The sequence below is a fragment of the Helicobacter pylori genome, assembly GCF_021062735.1.
GTDB classification, from domain to species: domain Bacteria; phylum Campylobacterota; class Campylobacteria; order Campylobacterales; family Helicobacteraceae; genus Helicobacter; species Helicobacter pylori_DN.
Genome location: NZ_JAHXLB010000006.1, coordinates 30,078 through 51,356, shown reverse-complemented (window position 1 = coordinate 51,356; position 21,279 = coordinate 30,078). Strand labels below are relative to the sequence as shown.

Genomic DNA, 21,279 nt, shown 5'->3' with positions numbered 1-21,279 from the left:
ATTTTCCCATGAATAAAGGATTTTAAATGGATGCGATTTATCCTTATGTGTTGGTTGTTCATTTATTGTGCGCCATCATTTTTATTGGCTACTTGTTTTTTGATGGGGTAATTTTCCCTAATGTGAAGAAAATGTTTGGCGAAGAGTTTGCCAATAAGGCAAATACAGGAATCACTCAAAGAGCGATCAAAATCATGCCCTTATGCGTTTTAGGGCTTGTTTTAACAGGGGGCATGATGCTTAGTCAATACATGGGGGGCGATAAAGGCTGGTGTGAAACCCCTTTTCAAAAAATACTGATGCTTAAAGTGATCTTAGCGTCAAGCATTTTTCTTTTGGTGCTTTTTTCTTTATTATGTAAGTTTTTGGGTAAGAAAAACCCTATTGGCAAATATATCCACCCTATCGCTCTAACTTTTGGCTTTTTAATCGCCATTTTAGCCAAAACGATGTGGTTTGTTTAAGAGCGTTTCAATCTCAAAGAATTTAAGACCACTAATAGCGAACTAGCGCTCATGCTCAAACTCGCTGTTAAAGGGTTGATGTATCCCAGCATAGCGACCGGGATTAAAATAGCGTTATAAATCAAGCTCAAAACAATATTTTGCAACACCACTTGATAGACTTTTTGAGCGTTATCAAACGCTTTTTTTAGCAAACTCAAATCCTCTTCTAAAAGCAAAATATCGCATGCACTTTTACTCAAAGCGCTTTTTTCAAACCCCAAAGAAACGCTCGCTTGTTTTAAGGCTAGCGCGTCATTATTGCCATCGCCTACCATCGCACACACGCCCTTATAAGAACTGACGATTTGAGCCTTATCTTCAGGGGTCAAATGGGCATGATACTTAGAAATCCCTAATTTTTTCGCGCACTCCTTAACCGAGTTTTCATTATCCCCGCTTAAAATTTCTAATTCTAAACCTTTATTTTGTAAAGCCTGAATAACTTCTTTAGCGTTAGTTTTCAAGCGCTCTTCTAAAATGAATAACGCGCACAAAGTCTTATTTTTCGCAAAGCCTACCATGATATTAACGCTCTCTTTCGTTGGTATACCCACCCCCATAGATCCCAAGAATTTCAAACTCCCCACTAACAGAGTTTCATTGTGATAGCTCGCTTTCAAGCCATGAGCGAAAAACTCTATCGTTTCTAAATGAATCTCATCGCTATCTAGAGATTTAAGAATCGCACTATGGGCTAAATGCTCCCTCACTTTTAAAAGGCTCTTTAAAAGCCTTTCATCAAATTCTTCATAAATGATTTTTTCTTTTAAAAGGACTTCTTTTTGCGTGAGCGTGCCGGTTTTGTCTATAAAGATTTTTTTCACTTTAGCCAGAGTTTCTAAAAACAACGCTTCTTTAAACACGATCAAAGGGTTTTTAAACACCCCTATCACTAACGCAATGGGCGTAGCTAAAGCGAACGCGCAAGGGCAGCTGATGACTAACACGCTAATGCACACCATTAAGGCTTTTTCAAAATTACCCCCCAAACCAAATTGCCATAATAAAAAGCTTACAAAGGCTAAAAACAACACCGCTTTAGAAAAAATATCCGCAATTTGATTCGCGCTGCTCTCAATTAAGGGTTTTTCTAAAAAACTTTTTTTTAAAGTTTCTAACAAACCAGAAAGGCGTGAGTTTTGAAAAGTAGCGCTCACTTGATAGCTAAAAGGCACGCCCACATTCACATAACCCCCTAAAATTGGATCATTAACCCCCAATTCCAAAGGCTTAAACTCCCCGCTGATCAAAGACGCATCCACGCTCGCATGATTTAAAAGCACGCCATCTAGTGCGATTTTAGCCCCGCTTGGCACCCAAACAACAGAGCCTATCGCCACATCTTTAGGGTGTTTTTCTATCTGTTTGTCCTTTTCTACAATAATCACGCTATGGATTTCATGCGATTCTAGGGCCAGGCATTTTTCATTCGCAAACAATCTGGCCTTTAATTCCAAAAACTTAGAGCCAAAAACAAGCGTTAAAATCGTGCTGCTCGCTTCAAAATAAGTCTCTTGGGACACCAACATGGCATAAACGGAATAAACAAACGCCGATAACGCCCCAAAAGACACGCTCAAATCCATGCCCAAAACGCCATTTTTTAGCCCATAAAACGCCCCCTTAATAAAAAAACGCCCCACAACCACTAACACCAACAAGCTTAAAAAGAGCGATACGAGATCCAAATTCCTTTGCATAAGCTTATCCATGCCAGTGCCATAACTCGCACCGCCATAACTTGCGTATTTGGCGATCGCAATAAACATCAAATTCATGGTGGCAAAAAACCCCACGCTCAAAGTGATCAAATAGGAGCGCTGCTCTTTTTGGGCTTTTAGGGCGTAATTTTTGGCGTTATAAATTTTAGCCCCATAACCCAAACTCTCAATTTTTTGAATAATCTCTTTAGGGTTTAAGGACTTGTCAAACACGATCTGTAAATGGTGGGTGGTGAAATTCACGCTCACTTTTTTAACCCCACTTAAACGCTCTAAAACCTTTTGATTGAGCCACAAGCAAGCGTTACAATGCGTTTTTTCTAGCAAAAGATTAAGGATTAATTCGCCCTTATTGTTTTCTTCAAGGGCCTGTTCTAATTCCAAAGCGCTCATTGAATCTTGGGGCGTTACAGGGGCTAAAGTGGAATCGTTTAATTTGTCATAAAAACTCTCTAAATTCAAATCCAATAATAACGCATACACCCTAGCGCACCCCGTGCAGCAAAAATACAATTCCTTGTGATGGATCACCTCTTTAAAAAGCTCACTTTCTTTAAACTCCAACTGGCAATGCGAACATTTCATTTTTTAATCCTTAATTTAAGGGCGCTAATTGAGAAGCGCTTTGATAGAATAAGTGTTACAAATTTGATAGATGCTTAAAACTTCTTTGGTGTTGTCGCTTTGGTTTTTGGAATGGTGCGTGATTAAAGGGGGCAAAACTTTTAGAGCGCTTTTAGAATTATTCCTAGCCGCTCCAAGCATCAAATGGGCGTTTTTGTCTTTAAAACTTTGGACAAACCTTAAAGTTTCTAGCGTGAGCTTAACGCTTTTTAAACTCTCTATCACCAAGCAAAGCGACAAGGTTTCATAGCAAAAAATAAAATACCCTTTAGGTTTTAGGCAATTTTTCACTTTAGCCACCAAAGAAGCGAAGTCTAATTCGCTCTGGTGCCTCGCATGCCCTTTAATTTGAGATTTAATAGATCCTAAGGCATAAAAAGGAGGGTTGCACACAATCATATCATACAAAATCGGGGGGTTAAAATCTAAAAAATCGCCCTCAAACACTTGAGCGTTAGGGAATTTAAGGGCGTTTTTTTGGGAGCAAAACGCCATTTTGCTATCCTTTTCCACTAAATGAACGCTCGCTAGCGGGTTGTCTCTAGCGCAGAGCAAGCCTAGAACCCCACACCCTGATCCTATGTCTAAAATCGCGCCGCTGTTTTTGATAAAAGGGCGTGAAAAATCGTATAAAAAAAGCGAATCGCTATTGTAAGAATAAGCGTTTAAGGGCTGGTATAATCTTAAGAGTTTTCTATCCATAAAAGGGCTTCATTTTCTAAGATTTGCGCATGCAACAACCGCCCCTTAAAAGGGGTTTTTAGAGCGAATGCGTTAAACGCTTCGTTAATCATAGACGCATGCGAATGCAAAAGCAATACATCTATTTTGTCCCTCAAGCTCTCAAACAATCCCCACCCCCCTTCAATGAAATTAAACCCCTTCTCTAGGGGTAAATCTTTGGGGTCATGAAAGGTATCAACCAAACGATTAGGCGCAGAAAAAACTTTTGAACTAGGGCTAATTGAGTGCTTGGATAAAATAGCGATATTGGGGTTTTTATTTTGATAAAAGCGATCGCAAAAGCGGGCGTCTAATAAGGGGTTGTCCGTTCTTATGGTTTTCCCAGAAATGATGAGCGTGTCGCATATTGCTCGCTGGTTGTGCGTGAAAATAACGCTTTTTTGCCCGGTGATCTTGCCATGATAATAATCCCCATTCATTCTTAAAGCGAGTTTGAACAAATTAAAACGCCCCTTTTGTTCCATTACCCTAAAAGGCAAGAGCAAGTCTTTAGCCTTGTTTTCTAAATTATGACAAATTATTGTTTCAATACGAGCCTTTTGTAGCCTTGCTAAACCCCCTTTTTTAGCTTCGTTTTCTTCTGTGGCAATGACCACTCTTTTAGGCTTTAAAATTTCTAACAATCCGCTACAAGCCGGGGTTTTACCATAAGAATTGCATGGCTCTAAGGTGATTAAAAAAACGCAGTCTGTAAAAGCGTTATCGTGGCGCGTTTTTAAAAAATCGCTTAAAGTTTTAGGGTCTTCTAATTTTTCTAAATCGTTTTTTAAATGGGGGCGTAAAATCTTTAGTGCTGATTTAGCGGCTAAGACTTCTGCATGCGGGGTTTTGGCTTTTTTGTGGGTTTCTAAACTCAAGATCTCATGGTGTTTATCTAGCACCATGCAAGCCACGCTCGGATTTTCTAAGGCTAGGGTTTGATACTCCCATGCCTTATTCAAGCACATTTCTAATAAACTCTCATAAAGTCTCATGATGGGAAAAAAGGCAAGAGCAAAAAGCCTTTAATCGCTAAAGCGTTAATAATATCAACAAAAAACGCCCCCACTAAAGGCACGACGATAAACGCTACATGCGATGGCCCATAGTGGTTGGTGATGGTTTGCATATTCACCATAGCCGTTGGGGTCGCTCCAAGCCCAAAACCGCAATGCCCCGCGCACAACACCGCCGCATCATAATCCTTCCCGCATACCCTAAAGGTTACAAGCACCACATAAAGGATCATAACCACCACTTGAACGCTCAAAATAACCGCTAATGGCACAGCGAGTTTTAACAATTCCAATAAATTCACGCTCATTAAAGCGTAGGCTAAAAACAGACTCAAACTCACATTCCCTATGACTGAAACCTCTCTGTCAAACACGCTATGGATCTTAAAAAACGACAAGGCATTTCTTAAAATAACCCCCACAAACAAGCACCACACAAAAGTCGGCAAGGTGAAGCTTTTAGGCATCAAATGCGATAAAAAAGTCCCCACTAATAAAGCTATTGCAATCAAAGCTAAAGTTTCTACAAAACTGGATGCGGTGATTAGGCGTTGCTCTTTAGGGGTTTCAAAGCCTTTAGACACCACGCCCTCTAAAGTGTCTTTTTCTTTAGTGTCTTTAGGTTCTAGTTTGTATTTAGAAATCAAATATTTAGCGACAGGCCCTCCAATAATCCCCCCACTCACCAAGCCAAAAGTCGCGCACGCCATGCCCACTTCTAAGCTAGAGCTAAAATTATAAGGTGCTTGGGTGAAAAAATTAGCCCATGCCGCGCTAGTGCCATGCCCTCCCACTAAAGCGATAGATCCCCCTAAAAGCCCCATTAAAGGATTGACCCCTAAAAGGCTAGCGATAGAAACCCCTACTGCATTTTGACACACCACAAACCCCGCCACAGCCAGCAAAAAGACCGCAAGCATTTTCCCGCCTTTTTGTAAAGATTTGAAATCCGCACTCAAACCAATGGTGATAAAAAAAGTCAGCATTAAAGGATCTTTTAAAGAAGAATCAAATTGCAAGCCAAAATGGTAAAACTGACGCGCCAACATGATAAAAAAAGCGACTAAAACCCCGCCCACAACAGGCTCTGGAATATCATAATCGCGCAAAAACTTGACTTTAGAAATCACATAACGCCCCAAGAGTAACACTAAAACCATGCACACCAAAGTGGCATAAATATCCAACTTAATTTCTTGCAAGCTTGCATCCTTAATTAATCAAATTTATCTTATTATAATATAATACCCCCCTAAAAGAACGAGATTAGTTAGAAAGTAGGTGTTCCTTGCATACAGTATTACAAATTGGAGCTGGTGGCGTAGGCAGTGTGGTGGCACACAAAATGGGCATGAACAGAGATGTGTTTAAAAATATCATTTTAGCGAGCAGGAGCTTAGACAAATGCTATGCGATTAAAGAAAGCATGCTCAAAAAGGGTTTGGGGGAAATTGGCGTTGAGCAAGTGGATGCTGATGATACGCAAGCCTTAGTCGCTTTAATCCAAAAATACAAGCCTAAAGTCGTTGTTAATGTGGCTTTACCCTATCAAGATTTGACGATCATGCAAGCATGTTTAGAAACTAAAACGCATTACATTGATACCGCCAATTACGAACACCCGGATTTAGCGAAGTTTGAATACAAAGAGCAATGGGCGTTTGATAGGGCCTATAAAGAAGCAAGGATTTTAGGGGTTTTAGGGGCTGGGTTTGATCCGGGGGTTACTAACGCTTATGTCGCTCACGCTCAAAAACACCATTTTGACACTATCCACACTTTAGATATTTTAGACTGCAACGCTGGGGATCACAAACGCCCTTTTGCGACGAATTTTAACCCTGAAATCAATTTGAGGGAAGTCAGCTCTAAAGGGCGTTATTATGAAAATGGCAAATGGATTGAAACAAAGCCTTTAGAAATCAAGCAGGTGTGGGCTTACCCTCAAATTGGCGAAATGGATTCGTATCTTTTATACCATGAAGAATTGGAATCGTTAGTCAAAAACATTAAAGGCTTAAGGAGGGCGAGGTTTTTTATGACTTTCTCTCAAAATTATTTAACCCACATGAAATGCTTAGAAAATGTCGGCATGCTAGGCATTAAAGAAATAGAGCATCAAGGCATAAAAATCGTGCCGATACAATTTTTAAAAACCCTACTTCCGGATCCGGCCACTCTAGCCAAAGACACCACCGGTAAAACCAACATTGGGTGCTATATGACCGGCATTAAAAACAACCAAGACAAAACACTCTACATTTACAATGTGTGCGATCATAAAAAATGCTATGAAGAAGTGGGTTCGCAAGCCATAAGCTACACCACCGGCGTGCCAGCGATGTGTGCGGCTAAAATGATTTGCAATGACACTTGGAGTGCGGATCATTTTAGGGCCGGGGTGTTCAACATAGAAGAATTAAACACCGATCCTTTCATGGAAGAATTGATCAAACAAGGCTTGCCTTATGAAGTGATTGAGCGCTAGTTTTAGGCTTCAATCTTCACTAGGCACGATAAACACCGATTCCCTTTCTATCGTAATATTCTTATCGTCTGCACTATAAGCTTGTATGGTAATAGGGATTAGAGCGTCTTTAGCGTTCTTGTATTCTGTGGCGTTAGTTTTTAGGGGTTTTCTTAAAATCACTACCGCTTTGATCTTTTGCCCGGCTTTAATGGCGATAGGATTTAAAGGCTTTTTGATTTGGATGTCTTTTTGCCCTAAAATTTTGAAATAAAACTCATGGTCTTTATTGTCCGTGTTGTGGAATAAAAACACGTAATCGTTATCCACATACCCACTAGATCGCAATTCATACAGATCGCTGTTGCGGTTAATGTCTAAGAGCATGCGTTCTTTTTTAAACGAAGTGATGGCTAAAAGAGCGATCACAACAGCGATAACCCCCAAATAAGCGATCGTTTTTAAACGCACCAGGCGCACTTTTTGGCACGTGTTAATGGCGTTAGTTGAAGACCATTGGATGAGTGAAGGGCGGTTGAATTTAGCCATAGTGATTGTGCATGCATCCACGCATTCTAAGCAATTGATGCATTCTAATTGCAAGCCTTTCCTAATATCAATATGTGTGGGGCAAACCTGCACGCAATGCAAGCAATTCACGCATTCGTTTTCTGAGTTGCGCTTTTTAGGGGGCAAGGGAAAGAGATGGCCCTGATTATTATAAAGCACTCCGCCGCGTTTTTCATCATAAATGGGGTTTAAGGTGTCATTGTCATACAACACCGATTGCACCCTAGCATAAGGGCATAAATAAATGCAAAAACGCTCCGCAACCACCACTATATCAAATAGCACCACAGCCGTGCTAAAAAGCCAAAAACCCATAGCAATAGGGTGATCGCTAGGGTTTTTAAGATACATAAAAAAATCTTCTGGGGCGATGAAATAAAAGAAAAACAACATCATTAGCCCCGCCACAACAGGAGCGAACAACAAAACGCTCAATGCTTTACGGATCTTATAGCTTGGGGTGTTTTTAGGGCTTTCTTGTTTGTTGCTGATCTTTTTATGGAGTTTGAAAATCTTGGTTTCAATCACATCTCTATAAAGCACCCTTAAAAAGGTTTGCGGGCAAGCCCAACCGCACCACACGCGCCCAAGGCTAGTGGTGATGAAAAAAATCCCTATAAAAAGCAAAATAACCATGAAAGGCAAAATTTGCAATTCTTCAGCGCTAAAAATCTTGCCTAAAAAATGCAGTTGCTTATGCTCAAAGGAGATCAAAAACAAATGCGCCCCATCAATGCGAACAAAGGGCGTGATTAATAACGCTAAAGAAATCAATAAAAACCCTATATAACGCTTCAAGCGAAACGATTTTAAAAAATGGCTAGAAGATTCAAGCATTCTCAATATCCTAAAATTTTTAAGCCACTATACCCTAACAACTTAACGCTTTCACTTAAAAAGCAACATGTTATAATGATCGCTATTTTATTTGAAAGGGTATTTATGGAAAGCGTTTTAAATTTCCTAACCAATATCAATGTGATTTTCACCCTTTTGGGCTATTTGATTGGGGGGATTCCTTTTGGCTATGCGTTAATGAAAATCTTTTACGGCATGGATATTACTAAGATCGGATCGGGGGGCATTGGCGCGACGAATGTCTTGCGCGCTTTACAAAGTAAGGGCGTGAGTAACGCTAAACAAATGGCTCTATTAGTCTTAATCTTGGATCTATTCAAAGGCATGTTTGCGGTGTTTTTAAGCAAATTGTTTGGGTTGGATTATAGTTTGCAATGGATGGTCGCTATCGCTAGCATTTTAGGGCATTGTTATTCGCCTTTTTTGAATTTCAATGGAGGCAAGGGCGTTTCTACAATCATGGGTTCTGTGGTGTTGCTCATCCCTATTGAAAGCCTCATCGGCTTAACGGTGTGGTTTTTTGTGGGTAAGGTGCTTAAAATCTCTTCACTCGCTAGCATTCTAGGGGTAGGCACAGCGACTGTTCTTATCTTTTTTGTGCCTTATATGCATATCCCAGACAGCGTCAATATCCTTAAAGAAGTCGGCACGCAAACGCCGATGGTGCTTATTTTTATTTTCACCCTTATCAAGCATGCGGGCAATATTTTTAATTTATTAGCCGGTAAGGAAAAGAAAGTCTTATGAAAACCCAACAAGGCGTTCATATCCATAACTTGGTGTTTGAAACGATTTTAGGGATTTTAGAGTTTGAACGCTTAAAACCCCAAAAAATAAGCGTGGATTTGGATCTTTTCTACACGGAATTACCCAGTAAAGCTTATTTAGACTACATAAAAATCCAAGAGCTTATTCAAAAGATGATGCAAGAAAAACAATACCTTCTCATTGAAGACGCCCTGAAAGATTTAAGCCATGTTTTAAAAACGCGCTATAGTGGAATCTCTGAGCTTTATTTAAAAATCAGCAAGTTAGAAATTTCTCCCAATTCTCAAGTGGGGGCGAGCGTGAAAATTTGCTATGAAACCAATCTTTAGCCTCTTTTTCCTCCTTATGGTTTTAAAAGCGCACCCCATAAACCCTTTATTAGAGCCGTTATATTTCCCCAGTTACGCGCAATTTTTAAACTTAGAACCTCATTTTATCATTAAAAAAAAGCGCGCTTATAAACCCTTTCAATGGGGGAATACCATCATTATCAAACGCCATGATTTAGAAGAACGCCAGAGCAACCAGCCAAGCGATATTTTCCGCCAAAACGCTGAAATCAATGTGTCTTCTCAAACTTTTTTAAGAGGAATGAGCAGCGCTTCTTCACAAATAGCGCTTGATTCAGCCGCTCAATAAAATGCTAAAACTTTTTTAATCATATTTTTCTTGGTATTTTCTTAATCCTAAAACAAATTTAAGGTATTATTAAATAGAATAATGTAATAATAACCTTAGGTTCAAAACTTGACTAAATTTTTAGAAAAAAGTAAATAAAAAGGCTAAAAGAAATGCTTAGAAATCAATTTCGTATCGTGTTTGTCTCTTGTATTGTCGCTAGCAATTTGCAAGCTCAAGAAAATACCCACACTTTGGGTAAGGTAACCACTAAGGGTGAAAGGACTTTTGAATACAACAACAAAATGTATATTAACAGAAAAGAGCTCCAACAACGCCAAAGCAACCAAATCCGTGATATTTTTAGGACTAGAGCGGATGTGAATGTGGCCAGTGGGGGCTTGATGGCACAAAAAATCTATGTTAGGGGGATTGAGAGCCGTCTCTTAAGGGTAACCATAGATGGCGTCGCTCAAAATGGCAATATTTTCCACCATGACGCTAACACCGTGATCGATCCTAACATGGTTAAAGAAGTGGAAGTGATTAAGGGAGCGGCGAACGCTTCAGCAGGCCCTGGTGCGGTAGCGGGTAAATTGTCTTTCACTACGATTGATGCTAACGACTTCTTAAGAAAGAATCAAACTTATGGGGCTAAAGCGGAAGCGGCCTTTTATACCAACTTCGGGTATCGCATGAATGCCACGGCAGCCTATCGGGGGAAAAATTGGGACATACTCGCTTATTACAACCATCAAAATATTTTTTACTATAGAGACGGGAACAACGCTTTTAGGAATGTCTTCCACCCTAACTACGATTTACAAGATCCGAGCAATAGCGAAATGAGCGTAGGGACTCCGAGTGAAGTCAATAGCGTTTTAGCTAAAATTAATGGCTATATCAACGAAACCGATAGCATTAGCGTGAGCTACAACCTCACACGAGACAATTCTACAAGGCTTTTACGCCCTAACACCACTTCAGCCCTCTCCAAAGCCAATGACCCAGGAAGCCAACCAGCCCCCTTTGTGATTGACTTTGGGAAAGAATTAGCCCATACGATCAACTTCAACCACAATTTGAGCTTGAAATACAAGCATGAAGGCGGCCCTAATTTTAACCAGCCGCGCGTTGAATCCACCGCCTTTTTAGGGGTAAGGGGGGGGAATTATAACCCTGTGGTGAATCCTTTCGCTTACAATTCTAACGAGCCGGCTAACCCGGATTATATCCCTGAAGTGAAAGAGTGGTGTAATAACCCGGATAATATCAGCCAGTGCACGCAAGGGGCTATCAGGCCTTCTAATGGAGGCTATCAAATAGGCTATGGTGCGCCTAACTCTATTAATTGGCAAGGGGATAGCGATTCTAGTGGAGGGGCGCAAGCAGGGTATGGGCAGCTTAACGCTACCATGCTTTCTGCAAGCGCGAATGTTTATCATGGGCTTGTCCCTAAAAATCCTGATTATGACATGACCCCCCCTAACGCTCAAAACCCTAGCGCAAACGATTGGACTTTAGGGAATGCGGACGCTGAGGGGACTTTAGCCAGAAGGATTTTCTTAATCAACTCAGGCGTTAATTTTAAAGTAACCCACCCCATTAGCGAAGATTACGGGAATGTGTTTGAATACGGCATGATTTATCAAAACCTAAGCGTTTTCTCTGGATTGGATAAAGGCAAAAACGGCTATTATAAAAACAACATTGACCCTAACGACCCTAACGGGCCGGGCTTGCCTTACCGCCATTACTACACCGATCAAAGCTCTCAATACCCTCAAAACCTGAACACGCCTAACCCGCTCTATCGTAACATGCCCCAAAATTCGCATGCGATCGGCAATATCATCGGAGGGTTTATGCAAGCGAACTACAATATTTTAAGCAATGTGATCGTGGGTGCTGGGACTCGTTATGATATTTACACCTTGCTGGACAAAAACGGTCGCACGCATGTAACTTCTGGTTTCTCGCCTTCTGCAACCGTGCTTTATAACCCCATTGAAAGCATTGGCTTGAAAGTGAGCTATGCGTATGTAACTAAGGGGGCTTTACCGGGCGATGGCGTTTTGATGCGCGATCCTACGGTGATTTATCAAAGGAATTTGCGCCCTGCGATCGGTCAAAATGTGGAATTTAATGTGGATTTCAACAGCAAGTATTTCAATGTGCGCGGGGCAGCGTTCTATCAAGTCATCAATAACTTCATCAACAGCTACGGGCAAGACACTTCTAAAAATGGTGGGGGTAACGCGACCGCAAAAAACATGTCAGGGAATTTGCCCGAAACCATTAATATCTATGGTTATGAAGTTTCAGGGAATGTGAGGTATAAGAATTTCTTAGGGACTTTCTCAGTGGCTCGCTCTTGGCCAACGGCTAGGGGGCATTTATTAGCGGACACTTACGCTTTAGCCGCCACGACTGGGAATGTGTTTATCTTAAAAGCCGATTATGATGTTCGCAGATGGGGGCTTACTTTAACTTGGCTCTCGCGCTTTGTAACTAACATGTATTATGAGGGTTATTCTATCTATTACCCGCAATACGGCTTGATCAAAATCCATAAGCCTGGGTATGGCGTGCATAATATCTTTATCAACTGGACTCCGCCTTCTAAAAAATGGCAGGGTTTAAGGATTTCAGCCGTGTTTAATAATATCTTAAATAAGCAATATGTGGATCAAACTTCTGTGTTTCAAGCGAGCGCGGACGCTCCAGCGAGCGATATGATCCCTAAAGGTAAGCGCATGGCACTTCCGGCTCCTGGATTTAATGCGCGTTTTGAGGTATCCTATCAATTCTAAAATGAAAGGAATCTTAGGATTTCTTTTTGAATTTTGAACATGGAAACAAACATGAAAAAGCCCTATAGAAACCGCCAAACTCTATGGAAAAAGTTCCGCTCGCTCAATAAGCTCATTAAAATGCTCTTAAGGATTTTAAAAAAGTAGTTTTATCAAAAATTTAGCGAGTTTGGATTAAAATCACACTTTATTTTAAACTCTCAAAAAAGGAATCAAACGCTTTTATCATGGCTAATATCACGACTAAAGAAACGCTCCTAATAACCCCAGATCTTTTGAAAAGCCCTTATCAAAAAATCATCAATGCGAGCGCGAGCGTTTTTGATGAAAACCATGGGCGATCGTTTTTTAGCCCGCAATTTTATGAAAAGATTGAACCTTATTTAAAAGAAGTTTTAACCCAACCCATTGATTTGGAATGCGATCTCAACACCGCTAAAAAAAAGAACCGCTTAACCCCTTTAAAACAGCTTTTTAAGGCGTTCTTTAACGCTGAAGAAATTTTAATTGTCAATAACAACACCAGCGCAATATTCCTCATCGCTAACGCTTTAGCGCAAGAAAAAGAAATCGTTGTTTCTTATGGCGAATTAGTGGGGGGGGATTTTAACCTTAAAGATATTTTATTGAGTAGTGGGGCTAGGCTGCATTTAGTGGGGAATACCAGTCGCGCTTATTTAAGGGATTACCGCTTAGCCTTGAATGAAAACAGCAAAATGCTCTTTAAAACCCACAGCCCCACTTTCAAAAAAGACACGCCCTTTAAAGATTTGCAAGCTCTGGCTAAAGAGCATGGTTTGATAGATTATTACAATTTAGGGGATGTGGATTTGTTAGACAGAACGGCTTTAGAAGAAATTTTAGCCCTAAAGCCATCGCTTTTAAGCTTTAGTGCGGATAAATCCTTTAACAGCGCGCAAGCGGGCATTATTATGGGGCAAAAAGAACGGGTTGAAATATTAAAAAACCACCCTCTTTATAGAGCCTTGAGGGTGGGTAAAATCACGCTCACCTTGCTTTTTTGCAGCCTAAAAACATGGGCAAGTCATCAAGAAGACATTGCAATCCATGCGTTATTAAACCAAACTAAAGACGCATTATTGCAAAAAGCCCTCAAACTCTACGCCCTTTTAAAGCCTTTAGAATTGAATGTGAGCATAGCCTCTAGCTTTTCTAAAATAGGGAATTTGCCCGATAGGGAATTAGAATCCTTTTGCGTGAAAGTCCAGCCCAAAAACACCCGCGCTTTAAATGGTGAGAAGCTTTATTTAAAGCTTTTTCAAAAAGGCGTTATTACAAGAATTTCATGCGAATTTGTGTGCTTTGAAGTCTTTAGCTTGAATGAAAAAGATTTGGAAAAAATCGCTCTGGTTTTAAAAGAAATCCTTAACAAGGCTTAAAAATTCGCTATAATAAAATTTCTTTTAAACGCGCCATATCCCCCACAATAGAGAACGATAGAAAACGATAGAACATCAATTTAAAGGAACTTAAGAATGGAAAAAATCAGCGATCTTATAGAATGCATTGCGTATGAAAAAAATTTGCCTAAAGAGATGATTTCAAAAGTGATTCAAGACTGTTTGTTAAAAATGGCGCAAAATGAATTAGACCCCCTAGCACGCTACTTGGTGGTTGAAGAAAACAAGCAGCTCCAGCTTATCCAGTTGGTAGAAGTTTTAGAAGATAATGATGAAAGATTGATTAACGACCCTTCTAAATACATCAGCCTGTCTAAAGCCAAAGAAATGGATCCAAGCGTCAAGATTAAAGACGAATTGTCTTACAGCTTGAGTTTGGAGAGCATGAAACAAGGAGCGATCAACCGCCTTTTTAAAGATTTGCAATACCAGTTAGAAAAAGCGTTAGAAGACAGCCACTTTGAAGCGTTTCAAAAGCGTCTTAACAGCGTTTTAATGGGGCAAGTGATTTTAGTGGATCACAATCAAAACACCTTTATTGAGATTGAGCAGCAATTTCAGGGCGTTCTTTCCATGCGCCATCGCATCAAGGGCGAGAGTTTTAAAGTGGGCGATAGCATTAAAGCGGTTTTAACGCAAGTCAAACGCACGAAAAAGGGCTTACTATTAGAGCTGAGCCGCACCACCCCTAAAATGCTTGAAGCTTTGTTGGAATTAGAAGTCCCTGAAATTAAAGATAAAGAAATTGAAATCATCCATTGCGCGCGAATCCCAGGCAACAGAGCGAAAGTGAGCTTTTTTTCCCATAACGCTAGGATTGATCCCATAGGCGCGGCTGTGGGGGTTAAGGGCGTGCGCATTAATGCGATCAGTAACGAATTGAATAAAGAAAACATTGATTGCATAGAGTATTCTAATGTGCCTGAAATTTATATCACTTTAGCGCTCGCTCCAGCCAAAATTTTAAGCGTTGAAATTAAAAAAATCCCTATAGAAGAATTGAATGCTGAAGAAAAAGAATCCATTCAAGAGCGTTTTATCGTCAATAACCATTTGCAAAAGGCTAAAGTGCGTTTATTGGACATTGAAAAATCTAAGGCTATCGGTAAAGGCGGGGTGAATGTGTGTTTAGCGTCCATGCTTACAGGCTATCACATAGAGTTTGAAACCATTCCTAGCGTGAAAGAAAACGCAGAAAATGAAAGCGAAAAAGAAACGCAAAAAGTAGGGGTAGAAGCTTTAGAATCTTTGTTTAAGAATTAAAATGATTTCTGTGAAACTTATTGAGTCCTTAATCAAAAGGACTTTAAGCTAAAAGGCTTGCGGTGTTAAATAAGCGCGTGATTGGATTTCTTAAGGCTAAATTTGAAAGAAATAATTTAGGTTTTTCAATGAGTATTGAGATTTTCAAAATTGCAAAAAAACATTCAATTAAGGAAAATTTGCATCAAGTTTTATTGGAATGGACACAAAAAATGGGTTGGGTTGAATTAAAGATATTTAGAAACTAATCTCTGTATTATATGCAATTCTCCCACAAAACCAATCACAAATAGAATTGCAACCATTAGATTAAACCAAAAAATAGGTTTTTTGAAAAAATTTTCTTGTTTATCTTTTTTCTCTTTTGATAAGGATATTTTTGATAAAAAAGAAAAAAGCAGATACAAAATATTCCCAAAAAATAAAGCCATAAAAGCCATAACAAAAACCAAACGGTAGGCGTTCGCTTTGTCAATATTTGATAAAACAGAAGTGGAAAACGCCAATCCCGCAACAAATGTTAAAACAATAGAGGCAAAAATACCTAAAATGGTTATGTATTGCGTTTGTTGCTTATTCAATTCTTCGCTTAATTTTTTATAGTTTTTATTTAGATCTTTTTCTAACTTTATAGAAACATCTTTAACTCTACTCATTTTCTCATCAAAATCTTGCAGTTTGATACACTCTAAATTCATGCGATCATAAAGCTTTTCTAGTTTTGGCTTAATGCTTTCAACTTCTTTATTATCTTGAATCTCTTTGAGTGTCCTTATATTTTGTGTGAGCGTCATAAAGGCTTGCTCTCTATCCCTTGTGGAATTTAAAATAATAGTTGTAATTTTTGAGTATTTATGCCTGTATTCTCCTTGATAGATTTCTTTGAGATCTTTGATGATTTGATCTGTTTGGCTAGACAAATCCCCCTTTTCACACAGCGATACAATCATTTCTTCTAGCTTTTTATCTTTATCTTCTTCTTTAGTTTCCATTTGTTTGTTTGGCTTCTTGTCTGATCAAATCTTTACTAATGATTTCTTTTCTATCTTCTTTGAAGCTTTTATGCCAAGCGCCATCTTCTTTATGACTCTCTTTCACTAAATCCCAATAGGATTTTTTGTTGCATTTTTCTATGGAGCGATTGATGGTTTCAAGTTCATCTTTTCTAAGATTTTGTGAGAGCGATTCTTCTTTGGGTTTGTCAATAGAATTGGCACCATAATTGCGATATTCATAATACACTTCTCTTGCAACAGGCCCGTATTTCCAAGCTTCAAAATCATCAGAAACTAGGTGTTTGTCAAACTTTTTGATATAGTCAAGCTCTGTGAAATACAAAGTTTTTTGCAATTCTAAGTTACTCAATTCTTTGTTTGAATGCTTAAGAATATATTTTGCTAGCTCCAAAGCATTAACCATTAATACCTCCTAGTCAGTTTTTGCTAATTTTAACTAAATATTGTTAACTTTCTAACCATTCCTTTTTCAATGATTTTAATCTCTTTATTTATAAAGATATTTTTCAAGAAAAAAGTAAGGCCAATAACTTAAGCTCTAAAAACAGGCTTTAAGTTAAAAATTTGCGGTATTGAACAAATATTTAATGGAATTTCAAAAATTTGGAAGAAAAGTTTTTTAATGCGACTTTAAATGAGTGGTTTGCAGCTTTTATAAAAATCATTTTTGTGAGATTAGGATAAAATAACGCTCACCCCCTAGTTTTTTTGCTAGAGATTAGGGGGTAAATCACCTTCAAAGGATTACTATGTCCAAAAAACATGGTAAAAAACCTTTGGTTGTATTATACTTAAAAATACCTTTTTTTAAGTATAGGGTTAAAATCGTTGTTAAAAAAACCCATTAAAACCAAAGGTTTCCCCTATTTAAGGGGTTTCCTTTAAGGTGAATCGCTTTTTATTTACTGCCCGTCTTCAATGGTTTTAATTTCTTCATCGGTGAGGTTGTAGAGCCGATAGACTAAAGCGTCAATTTCTTTTTCTAATCTTTGAGTGTTGGCTTTAGGGTCTTTTTCTTTTAGCGCTAGGATTTGCTCCGCGCAATCGGTGATTTTACGGGCTAATTCTTGGTTTTTTTCGGTGATTTTAGGAATGGGTAGCCGTTCTATAAATTGTTTAATCCAACGAAACGCACCCTCGCCAAGATTAGAAGCTATTTGACGCATGAAAAAATAAATTACTTTTGAATTTAATATTGCAAAAAGATATTTATCATCTCTTGCAATAAAATAGCAAGTTTGATTAGTTAAAAAACCTTTATTATCATATATAAATCTAGGTTCGTCTGTCATTTCTGCCCACACAATTTTCTCTTTTTCAAAATCCTCTAAATACGCGCAATTCCTTAAGTGATAGGGGGTGTCTCCTTGATCGGATCGTGTTGCAATAGTGTCCTAATGAGAGTCTAAATGCGCTTTTGTTGCGGGGTATTTTTCTATATCAATGAGAGGGATTTTAAATTTGAGATTAGAAGTGTAGCCGTTATGGGTGTTAATAACCCACTCCCCCGCCCACTCATAAGAATACCTTTTAATGTCTTTCCCTCTTAAAATAGGCTTGATGAGCGCTTCTGTGCGCTTTCTTTCTTCTTGCGTCTTGCAAGCGTTCAAAATCTCTTCTCTTTTTTCAGTAGGAATGATAAAGGCTTCATTAGCGCCGGTTTTTATCCCGTAATTGATTTGAATATCCCAGTCTTTGAGCGGGGTGCCAACACTCTCCATTTTGTCCCTCAAATCTAAAAGCGTGGCGTCGGCAAAAATAAAGCTTTCTGTTGAAAGCGCGTTTTGTTTCATGGGCAAAGAGCGAGCGCTTTTCAAATCGTTTTTATCATCTGGGGTGGGTTCGTAATAATTAAAGCTACTCTCTTTAGGAGGCGTTTGTTTGATGAAACTCATGATGCTGGTATCCACTGCAGCGCTCTCAAAGACTTTTAAAGCGTTTAATTCCATGTAGCTGACAATGGTGGTTTTTTTGAGCAGCCATTCTCTTAATTGAGCGCCGTATTTGGCTCGCACGTATTTGTTGGAAGTGATGAAAGCGTTAAACCCCTTATCTTTTAAAAGGCTGTAAGATAGGGCAAAAAAGTAGGTGTAAATGTCAGCGGTGCTGTTGTAGAAATCTTGGTATTGCTTTTGTAATAAAGGCTTAAGTCTTTGATGTGTTCTTGGCGGATATAAGGCGGGTTGCCAATGATGCAATCAAAGCCTAAAAAATCCCCCTCATCGTCCAACACTTCAGGGAATTCAAAGCGCCATTCAAGAGCGTTAGCGTAGCGTTCGTTTTCATCTTGTAAATCTTTATAAGATGTTAGGACATAGCGGTTAAAATGTTCTAGTCCTACTACTTTATCCGATTTGTCTAGTTTGGGGTAGGGTCTATAATCATGAAAAAGTTTTTCACTCGCCATTTGCTTTTCTAATGCTAGGGCTTCCAATTCTAAGCCGTTGTAGTTTATCTCCTCTAAAATACTCTTGCCATAGAGTTCTAAATGCTCTTTTAAAAATTTTTTAAATTTTAATTCTTTTGGAGGGGGGTCTAAAGTGAGTTTAAAAGCTTTTTTAATTTTCTCTATCCTATCATTGAGAGCCTTTTTAAAATCTTGGTTAGGATTTTGTTTTAATTCTTGATAAAGGCGTTCTTTAGCGTATTTTCTAACAGCGTTAGAGTCTTTTATGGGGTGCGTTAGGGTTTCTAAGATTTTAGGGTCTTTGTAGATTTTAACGAGTTCTTTGTATTCAGCGATAGAGTATTCTAGGTTTTGATTTTTTTTGGTTTTTAATAAGGCTTTATCTTTGAGAGCAAACCTAGAAATGAGCGAATTACCGCACTTAATGTTAATATCAATGTTGGGGAGGGTTTCAAGCGCGTTAGTGTTCTTGCCCTCTTCAAAAATATAATAGCTGTATTTTAAAAGCTCTATCCATAGCCTGAGCTTGGTGATTTCGCAAGAATTGGGGTTAATATCCACGCCAAAAAGGCAGTTTTCAATGATGTCTTTTTTAAGCTCAAAAAGTTCTTTTTGGATTTGGTGGTGGGGGTCGTTTTCGCTATGCGGTATGGTGTAGTTAAAGATTTTATCCTCTGGCGTGTGAATGATGATTTCATCGTTTTCTAATCTAAGCTCGTGGCGATACAAGGAAGCAATAAGCCCTAGCTCATAAGCAATTAACACCATTTCATTGAGCGCTGAAACCAAAAAATGCCCGCTCCCCACCGCCGGATCGCAAACGCGTAAAGTTAAAAGCGTGTTTAGGTATTCTTTAGCTTTTTCATTTGAAAAATTTCTGTCTATTTTTCCTTTCAACGCTTTTAGATTTTCGCAGTCCCACTGATAAGTGGCGTTGAATTTATCCAACACAATCGGCGTGATACTCTCTTTGCACATGTAGCTTGTAATAAAGCTTGGGGTATAAAAACTCCCCTCTTTATAGCCGTTGAGTTTTTCAAAAACAAGCCCTAAAACGCTAGGGTTAATCAAACGGCTTTCGCTGGTATCCGTATTATCTTTAATGTCCTTAGGGGTAGTGGTGAATTTATAAAGACGCAAAAATTCAAAAAAGTATTTTAGCAAGGGCAAAGGTTTTAAATCTTTTTGATCATCTTTATGTTTTTTGAGAACGGAATTTTTATAGATTTCTAGCTTTTTATTGTCTAAAAGCTTGATTTCATGCCCCTTCAATTCTAAAGGCGTTTTATCAAACAAACTGGAATTCAAATAAGGGATTTTTTCTAAAATCTTGTCTTCTTTAATTTCTGACAAACGCTCGTTATTTTTCTTGGCTAGGACTTCAAAAAAGAGGGTGTTTAGGGCGTTGAAAGTTTTAAAGTTTTCTGTGGTTAAGAAAGGATTTTCAAAATGCTTGAAAGAAATTAAAAGGCTTTCTAAAAGCCGTAAAAACAAGATGCGGTTATTCCAAGCGATGAGCAACGCCATGACTTCTTCATCGTCTAAATTATTGTATGAAGCTTTTAAAGCAGCACTTAGGGAGTTTTCGGTGCGGCTGGGCTTGATTAAAATTTTCCCTTTATCATTTTGCTCTTCTAACCCTAAAATGTAAAGCAATTCTTCATAAAAATCTTTGTTAAGCGTGTTAGCGTCAGAATATTTTGGAATTTTGAGCAAAAAATTAGGGCTTAGGGCTTGATAGATTAGGGCTAAATTTTCTTTTTTGAGAGGGATATGGTGGTATTTCAAAGAATGATCAAGTTCATTAAGGCGCTTTTGGCAAACATCATAAAACGCTTCTGTGCGTGTATCGTTACCCTTTTTATCATGGCAATTTTTAAAGGCTTTTTCAATTTTTTTATCTTTATTAAAAACCTCAAATTCGTTTGCATCAATGATATAAAGCTCTTTAATAGTGGCTAAGATAAGATGCTTAAGGTTGTTATTACCCTCTTTTCTTTCTGTGAGATAATACAAAAGGCTTTCATGAAAGGCTTTAACATTCAAATCACCCTTTTTAATAAATTCGTTGGGGTTTTTAAGGGCTTTAAATTCAATGATCACTTCCACTTCGTTATTTTCATTAAGAATAGCGCTGTCTATTTTTTTGATGGGCTTAACCTTGTATTTAAAAATGCCTTTCAATAAATCATTAAAAGCGTCGTTGTGGTGATTTTCATTTTCTTGTGGGTTGGTTTCTAAAAAGGCGTTAAAAGCGGTTTCAAAAGCTTTCAGTTGCTCTTTATTTGGGTAGTTTGTGTTGGGTAAATCTAATTTTTTATAATCCATGTTAATTCCTTACATCGCTTAAAAACACATGCTTTAAAAGTTTATCGTTGTTTATAAAAGCGTTTTTAAATGCCACGCTTTTATAAGTGTAATGCTTTTCAATGCTTTGAAATGGGATAAAAACGATTATAACAAAAGCGCCATGAATTTTAAATAAAAC

Annotated in this window: 16 protein-coding genes and 1 pseudogene; 8 read left to right on the top strand and 9 right to left on the bottom strand. The window is 38.6% G+C overall.

Annotated elements, in window-relative coordinates; translation table 11 throughout:
• The first annotated feature begins 26 nt into the window (after positions 1 to 26).
• Positions 27 to 464, top strand: a complete 438-nt coding sequence (locus KX581_RS03700; protein WP_097687738.1) for a CopD family copper resistance protein — start codon at positions 27 to 29, stop codon at positions 462 to 464.
• Here KX581_RS03700 and KX581_RS03695 read toward each other — a convergent pair.
• From KX581_RS03695 to gltS, 4 genes are read right to left on the bottom strand one after another with little or no spacing between them, the layout of a single operon-like run.
• Entirely contained in the window at positions 461 to 2,812 is a 2,352-nt protein-coding gene (locus KX581_RS03695) for a heavy metal translocating P-type ATPase (protein WP_231175621.1), read from the bottom strand. The genes KX581_RS03700 and KX581_RS03695 overlap by 4 nt on opposite strands.
• 24 nt (positions 2,813 to 2,836) lie before the next feature.
• Positions 2,837 to 3,553 carry a tRNA1(Val) (adenine(37)-N6)-methyltransferase gene (locus tag KX581_RS03690; protein WP_231175620.1) on the bottom strand — a complete coding sequence of 239 codons (717 nt, stop codon included), beginning with the start codon at positions 3,551 to 3,553 and terminating at the stop codon, positions 2,837 to 2,839.
• Complete coding sequence (locus KX581_RS03685) at positions 3,535 to 4,569, bottom strand: bifunctional diaminohydroxyphosphoribosylaminopyrimidine deaminase/5-amino-6-(5-phosphoribosylamino)uracil reductase (RefSeq protein WP_180628936.1); 1,035 nt, start codon at positions 4,567 to 4,569, stop codon at positions 3,535 to 3,537. The genes KX581_RS03690 and KX581_RS03685 overlap by 19 nt, the downstream gene beginning before the upstream one ends.
• Entirely contained in the window at positions 4,566 to 5,792 is a 1,227-nt protein-coding gene (gene gltS, locus KX581_RS03680; protein WP_127983423.1) for a sodium/glutamate symporter, read from the bottom strand. The genes KX581_RS03685 and gltS overlap by 4 nt, the downstream gene beginning before the upstream one ends.
• Positions 5,793 to 5,878: 86 nt before the next feature.
• Between gltS and KX581_RS03675 the strand changes: the two genes are divergently transcribed.
• Positions 5,879 to 7,078 carry a saccharopine dehydrogenase family protein gene (locus tag KX581_RS03675; RefSeq protein ID WP_120872327.1) on the top strand — a complete coding sequence of 400 codons (1,200 nt, stop codon included), beginning with the start codon at positions 5,879 to 5,881 and terminating at the stop codon, positions 7,076 to 7,078.
• 9 nt (positions 7,079 to 7,087) lie between these two features.
• On the opposite strand, the gene ccoG is transcribed toward KX581_RS03675, so the two are convergent.
• On the bottom strand, positions 7,088 to 8,464 hold the full coding sequence (ccoG, locus tag KX581_RS03670) for a cytochrome c oxidase accessory protein CcoG (protein ID WP_231175619.1): 1,377 nt from the start codon (positions 8,462 to 8,464) through the stop codon (positions 7,088 to 7,090).
• Between the two features lie 105 nt (positions 8,465 to 8,569).
• Here ccoG and plsY point away from each other — a divergent pair, with 105 nt between their 5' ends.
• The 6 genes from plsY (at position 8,570) to nusA (ending at position 15,368) form a co-directional block, all read left to right on the top strand.
• Entirely contained in the window at positions 8,570 to 9,232 is a 663-nt protein-coding gene (gene plsY / locus KX581_RS03665; protein WP_000446716.1) for a glycerol-3-phosphate 1-O-acyltransferase PlsY, read from the top strand.
• Positions 9,229 to 9,582, top strand: coding sequence for a FolB domain-containing protein (locus tag KX581_RS03660; protein WP_231175618.1), 354 nt, complete (start codon positions 9,229 to 9,231; stop codon positions 9,580 to 9,582). The genes plsY and KX581_RS03660 overlap by 4 nt, the downstream gene beginning before the upstream one ends.
• Positions 9,566 to 9,892: a Plug domain-containing protein gene (locus tag KX581_RS03655; protein ID WP_180385572.1), complete on the top strand. Its 327-nt coding sequence runs from the start codon at positions 9,566 to 9,568 to the stop codon at positions 9,890 to 9,892. The genes KX581_RS03660 and KX581_RS03655 overlap by 17 nt, the downstream gene beginning before the upstream one ends.
• Positions 9,893 to 10,044: 152 nt before the next feature.
• A complete protein-coding gene (locus KX581_RS03650) occupies positions 10,045 to 12,684 on the top strand; it encodes a TonB-dependent receptor domain-containing protein (protein ID WP_097687732.1) in 2,640 nt (879 codons plus the stop codon).
• 227 nt (positions 12,685 to 12,911) lie between these two features.
• Entirely contained in the window at positions 12,912 to 14,084 is a 1,173-nt protein-coding gene (locus KX581_RS03645) for an aminotransferase class V-fold PLP-dependent enzyme (RefSeq protein WP_231175617.1), read from the top strand.
• 96 nt (positions 14,085 to 14,180) lie between these two features.
• Positions 14,181 to 15,368: a transcription termination factor NusA gene (gene nusA / locus KX581_RS03640; RefSeq protein ID WP_231175616.1), complete on the top strand. Its 1,188-nt coding sequence runs from the start codon at positions 14,181 to 14,183 to the stop codon at positions 15,366 to 15,368.
• Positions 15,369 to 15,595: 227 nt separating this feature from the next.
• Here the strand turns inward: nusA and KX581_RS03635 are convergent, their stop codons facing one another.
• The 4 genes and pseudogenes from KX581_RS03635 to KX581_RS03625 all read right to left on the bottom strand — a co-directional run.
• Positions 15,596 to 16,360: a hypothetical protein gene (locus KX581_RS03635; protein WP_120872311.1), complete on the bottom strand. Its 765-nt coding sequence runs from the start codon at positions 16,358 to 16,360 to the stop codon at positions 15,596 to 15,598.
• Positions 16,350 to 16,787 carry a Panacea domain-containing protein gene (locus tag KX581_RS03630; protein WP_120919276.1) on the bottom strand — a complete coding sequence of 146 codons (438 nt, stop codon included), beginning with the start codon at positions 16,785 to 16,787 and terminating at the stop codon, positions 16,350 to 16,352. The genes KX581_RS03635 and KX581_RS03630 overlap by 11 nt, the downstream gene beginning before the upstream one ends.
• Before the next feature lie 499 nt (positions 16,788 to 17,286).
• Positions 17,287 to 17,655 (bottom strand): TaqI-like C-terminal specificity domain-containing protein, encoded by a 369-nt coding sequence (locus KX581_RS08410; protein WP_414600153.1) that lies wholly within the window; start codon positions 17,653 to 17,655, stop codon positions 17,287 to 17,289.
• Positions 17,644 to 21,119: pseudogene (locus KX581_RS03625) on the bottom strand (type IIG restriction enzyme/methyltransferase); the annotation flags it as partial. The pseudogene KX581_RS03625 and the gene KX581_RS08410, both read right to left, overlap by 12 nt.
• Positions 21,120 to 21,279 lie beyond the last annotated feature (160 nt).

What these genes read in the sequence shown, in the direction of transcription:
- ccoG (WP_231175619.1), bottom strand. Translation starts at nt 8,464, where the DNA reads ATGCTTGAATCTTCTAGCCATTTTTTAAAATCGTTTCGCTTGAAGCGT.
- KX581_RS03700 (WP_097687738.1), top strand. Translation starts at nt 27, where the DNA reads ATGGATGCGATTTATCCTTATGTGTTGGTTGTTCATTTATTGTGCGCC.
- KX581_RS03645 (WP_231175617.1), top strand. Translation starts at nt 12,912, where the DNA reads ATGGCTAATATCACGACTAAAGAAACGCTCCTAATAACCCCAGATCTT.
- KX581_RS03690 (WP_231175620.1), bottom strand. Translation starts at nt 3,553, where the DNA reads ATGGATAGAAAACTCTTAAGATTATACCAGCCCTTAAACGCTTATTCT.
- KX581_RS03685 (WP_180628936.1), bottom strand. Translation starts at nt 4,569, where the DNA reads ATGAGACTTTATGAGAGTTTATTAGAAATGTGCTTGAATAAGGCATGG.
- plsY (WP_000446716.1), top strand. Translation starts at nt 8,570, where the DNA reads ATGGAAAGCGTTTTAAATTTCCTAACCAATATCAATGTGATTTTCACC.
- KX581_RS03695 (WP_231175621.1), bottom strand. Translation starts at nt 2,812, where the DNA reads ATGAAATGTTCGCATTGCCAGTTGGAGTTTAAAGAAAGTGAGCTTTTT.
- KX581_RS03660 (WP_231175618.1), top strand. Translation starts at nt 9,229, where the DNA reads ATGAAAACCCAACAAGGCGTTCATATCCATAACTTGGTGTTTGAAACG.
- KX581_RS03635 (WP_120872311.1), bottom strand. Translation starts at nt 16,360, where the DNA reads ATGGAAACTAAAGAAGAAGATAAAGATAAAAAGCTAGAAGAAATGATT.
- nusA (WP_231175616.1), top strand. Translation starts at nt 14,181, where the DNA reads ATGGAAAAAATCAGCGATCTTATAGAATGCATTGCGTATGAAAAAAAT.
- KX581_RS03650 (WP_097687732.1), top strand. Translation starts at nt 10,045, where the DNA reads ATGCTTAGAAATCAATTTCGTATCGTGTTTGTCTCTTGTATTGTCGCT.
- KX581_RS03655 (WP_180385572.1), top strand. Translation starts at nt 9,566, where the DNA reads ATGAAACCAATCTTTAGCCTCTTTTTCCTCCTTATGGTTTTAAAAGCG.
- KX581_RS03630 (WP_120919276.1), bottom strand. Translation starts at nt 16,787, where the DNA reads ATGGTTAATGCTTTGGAGCTAGCAAAATATATTCTTAAGCATTCAAAC.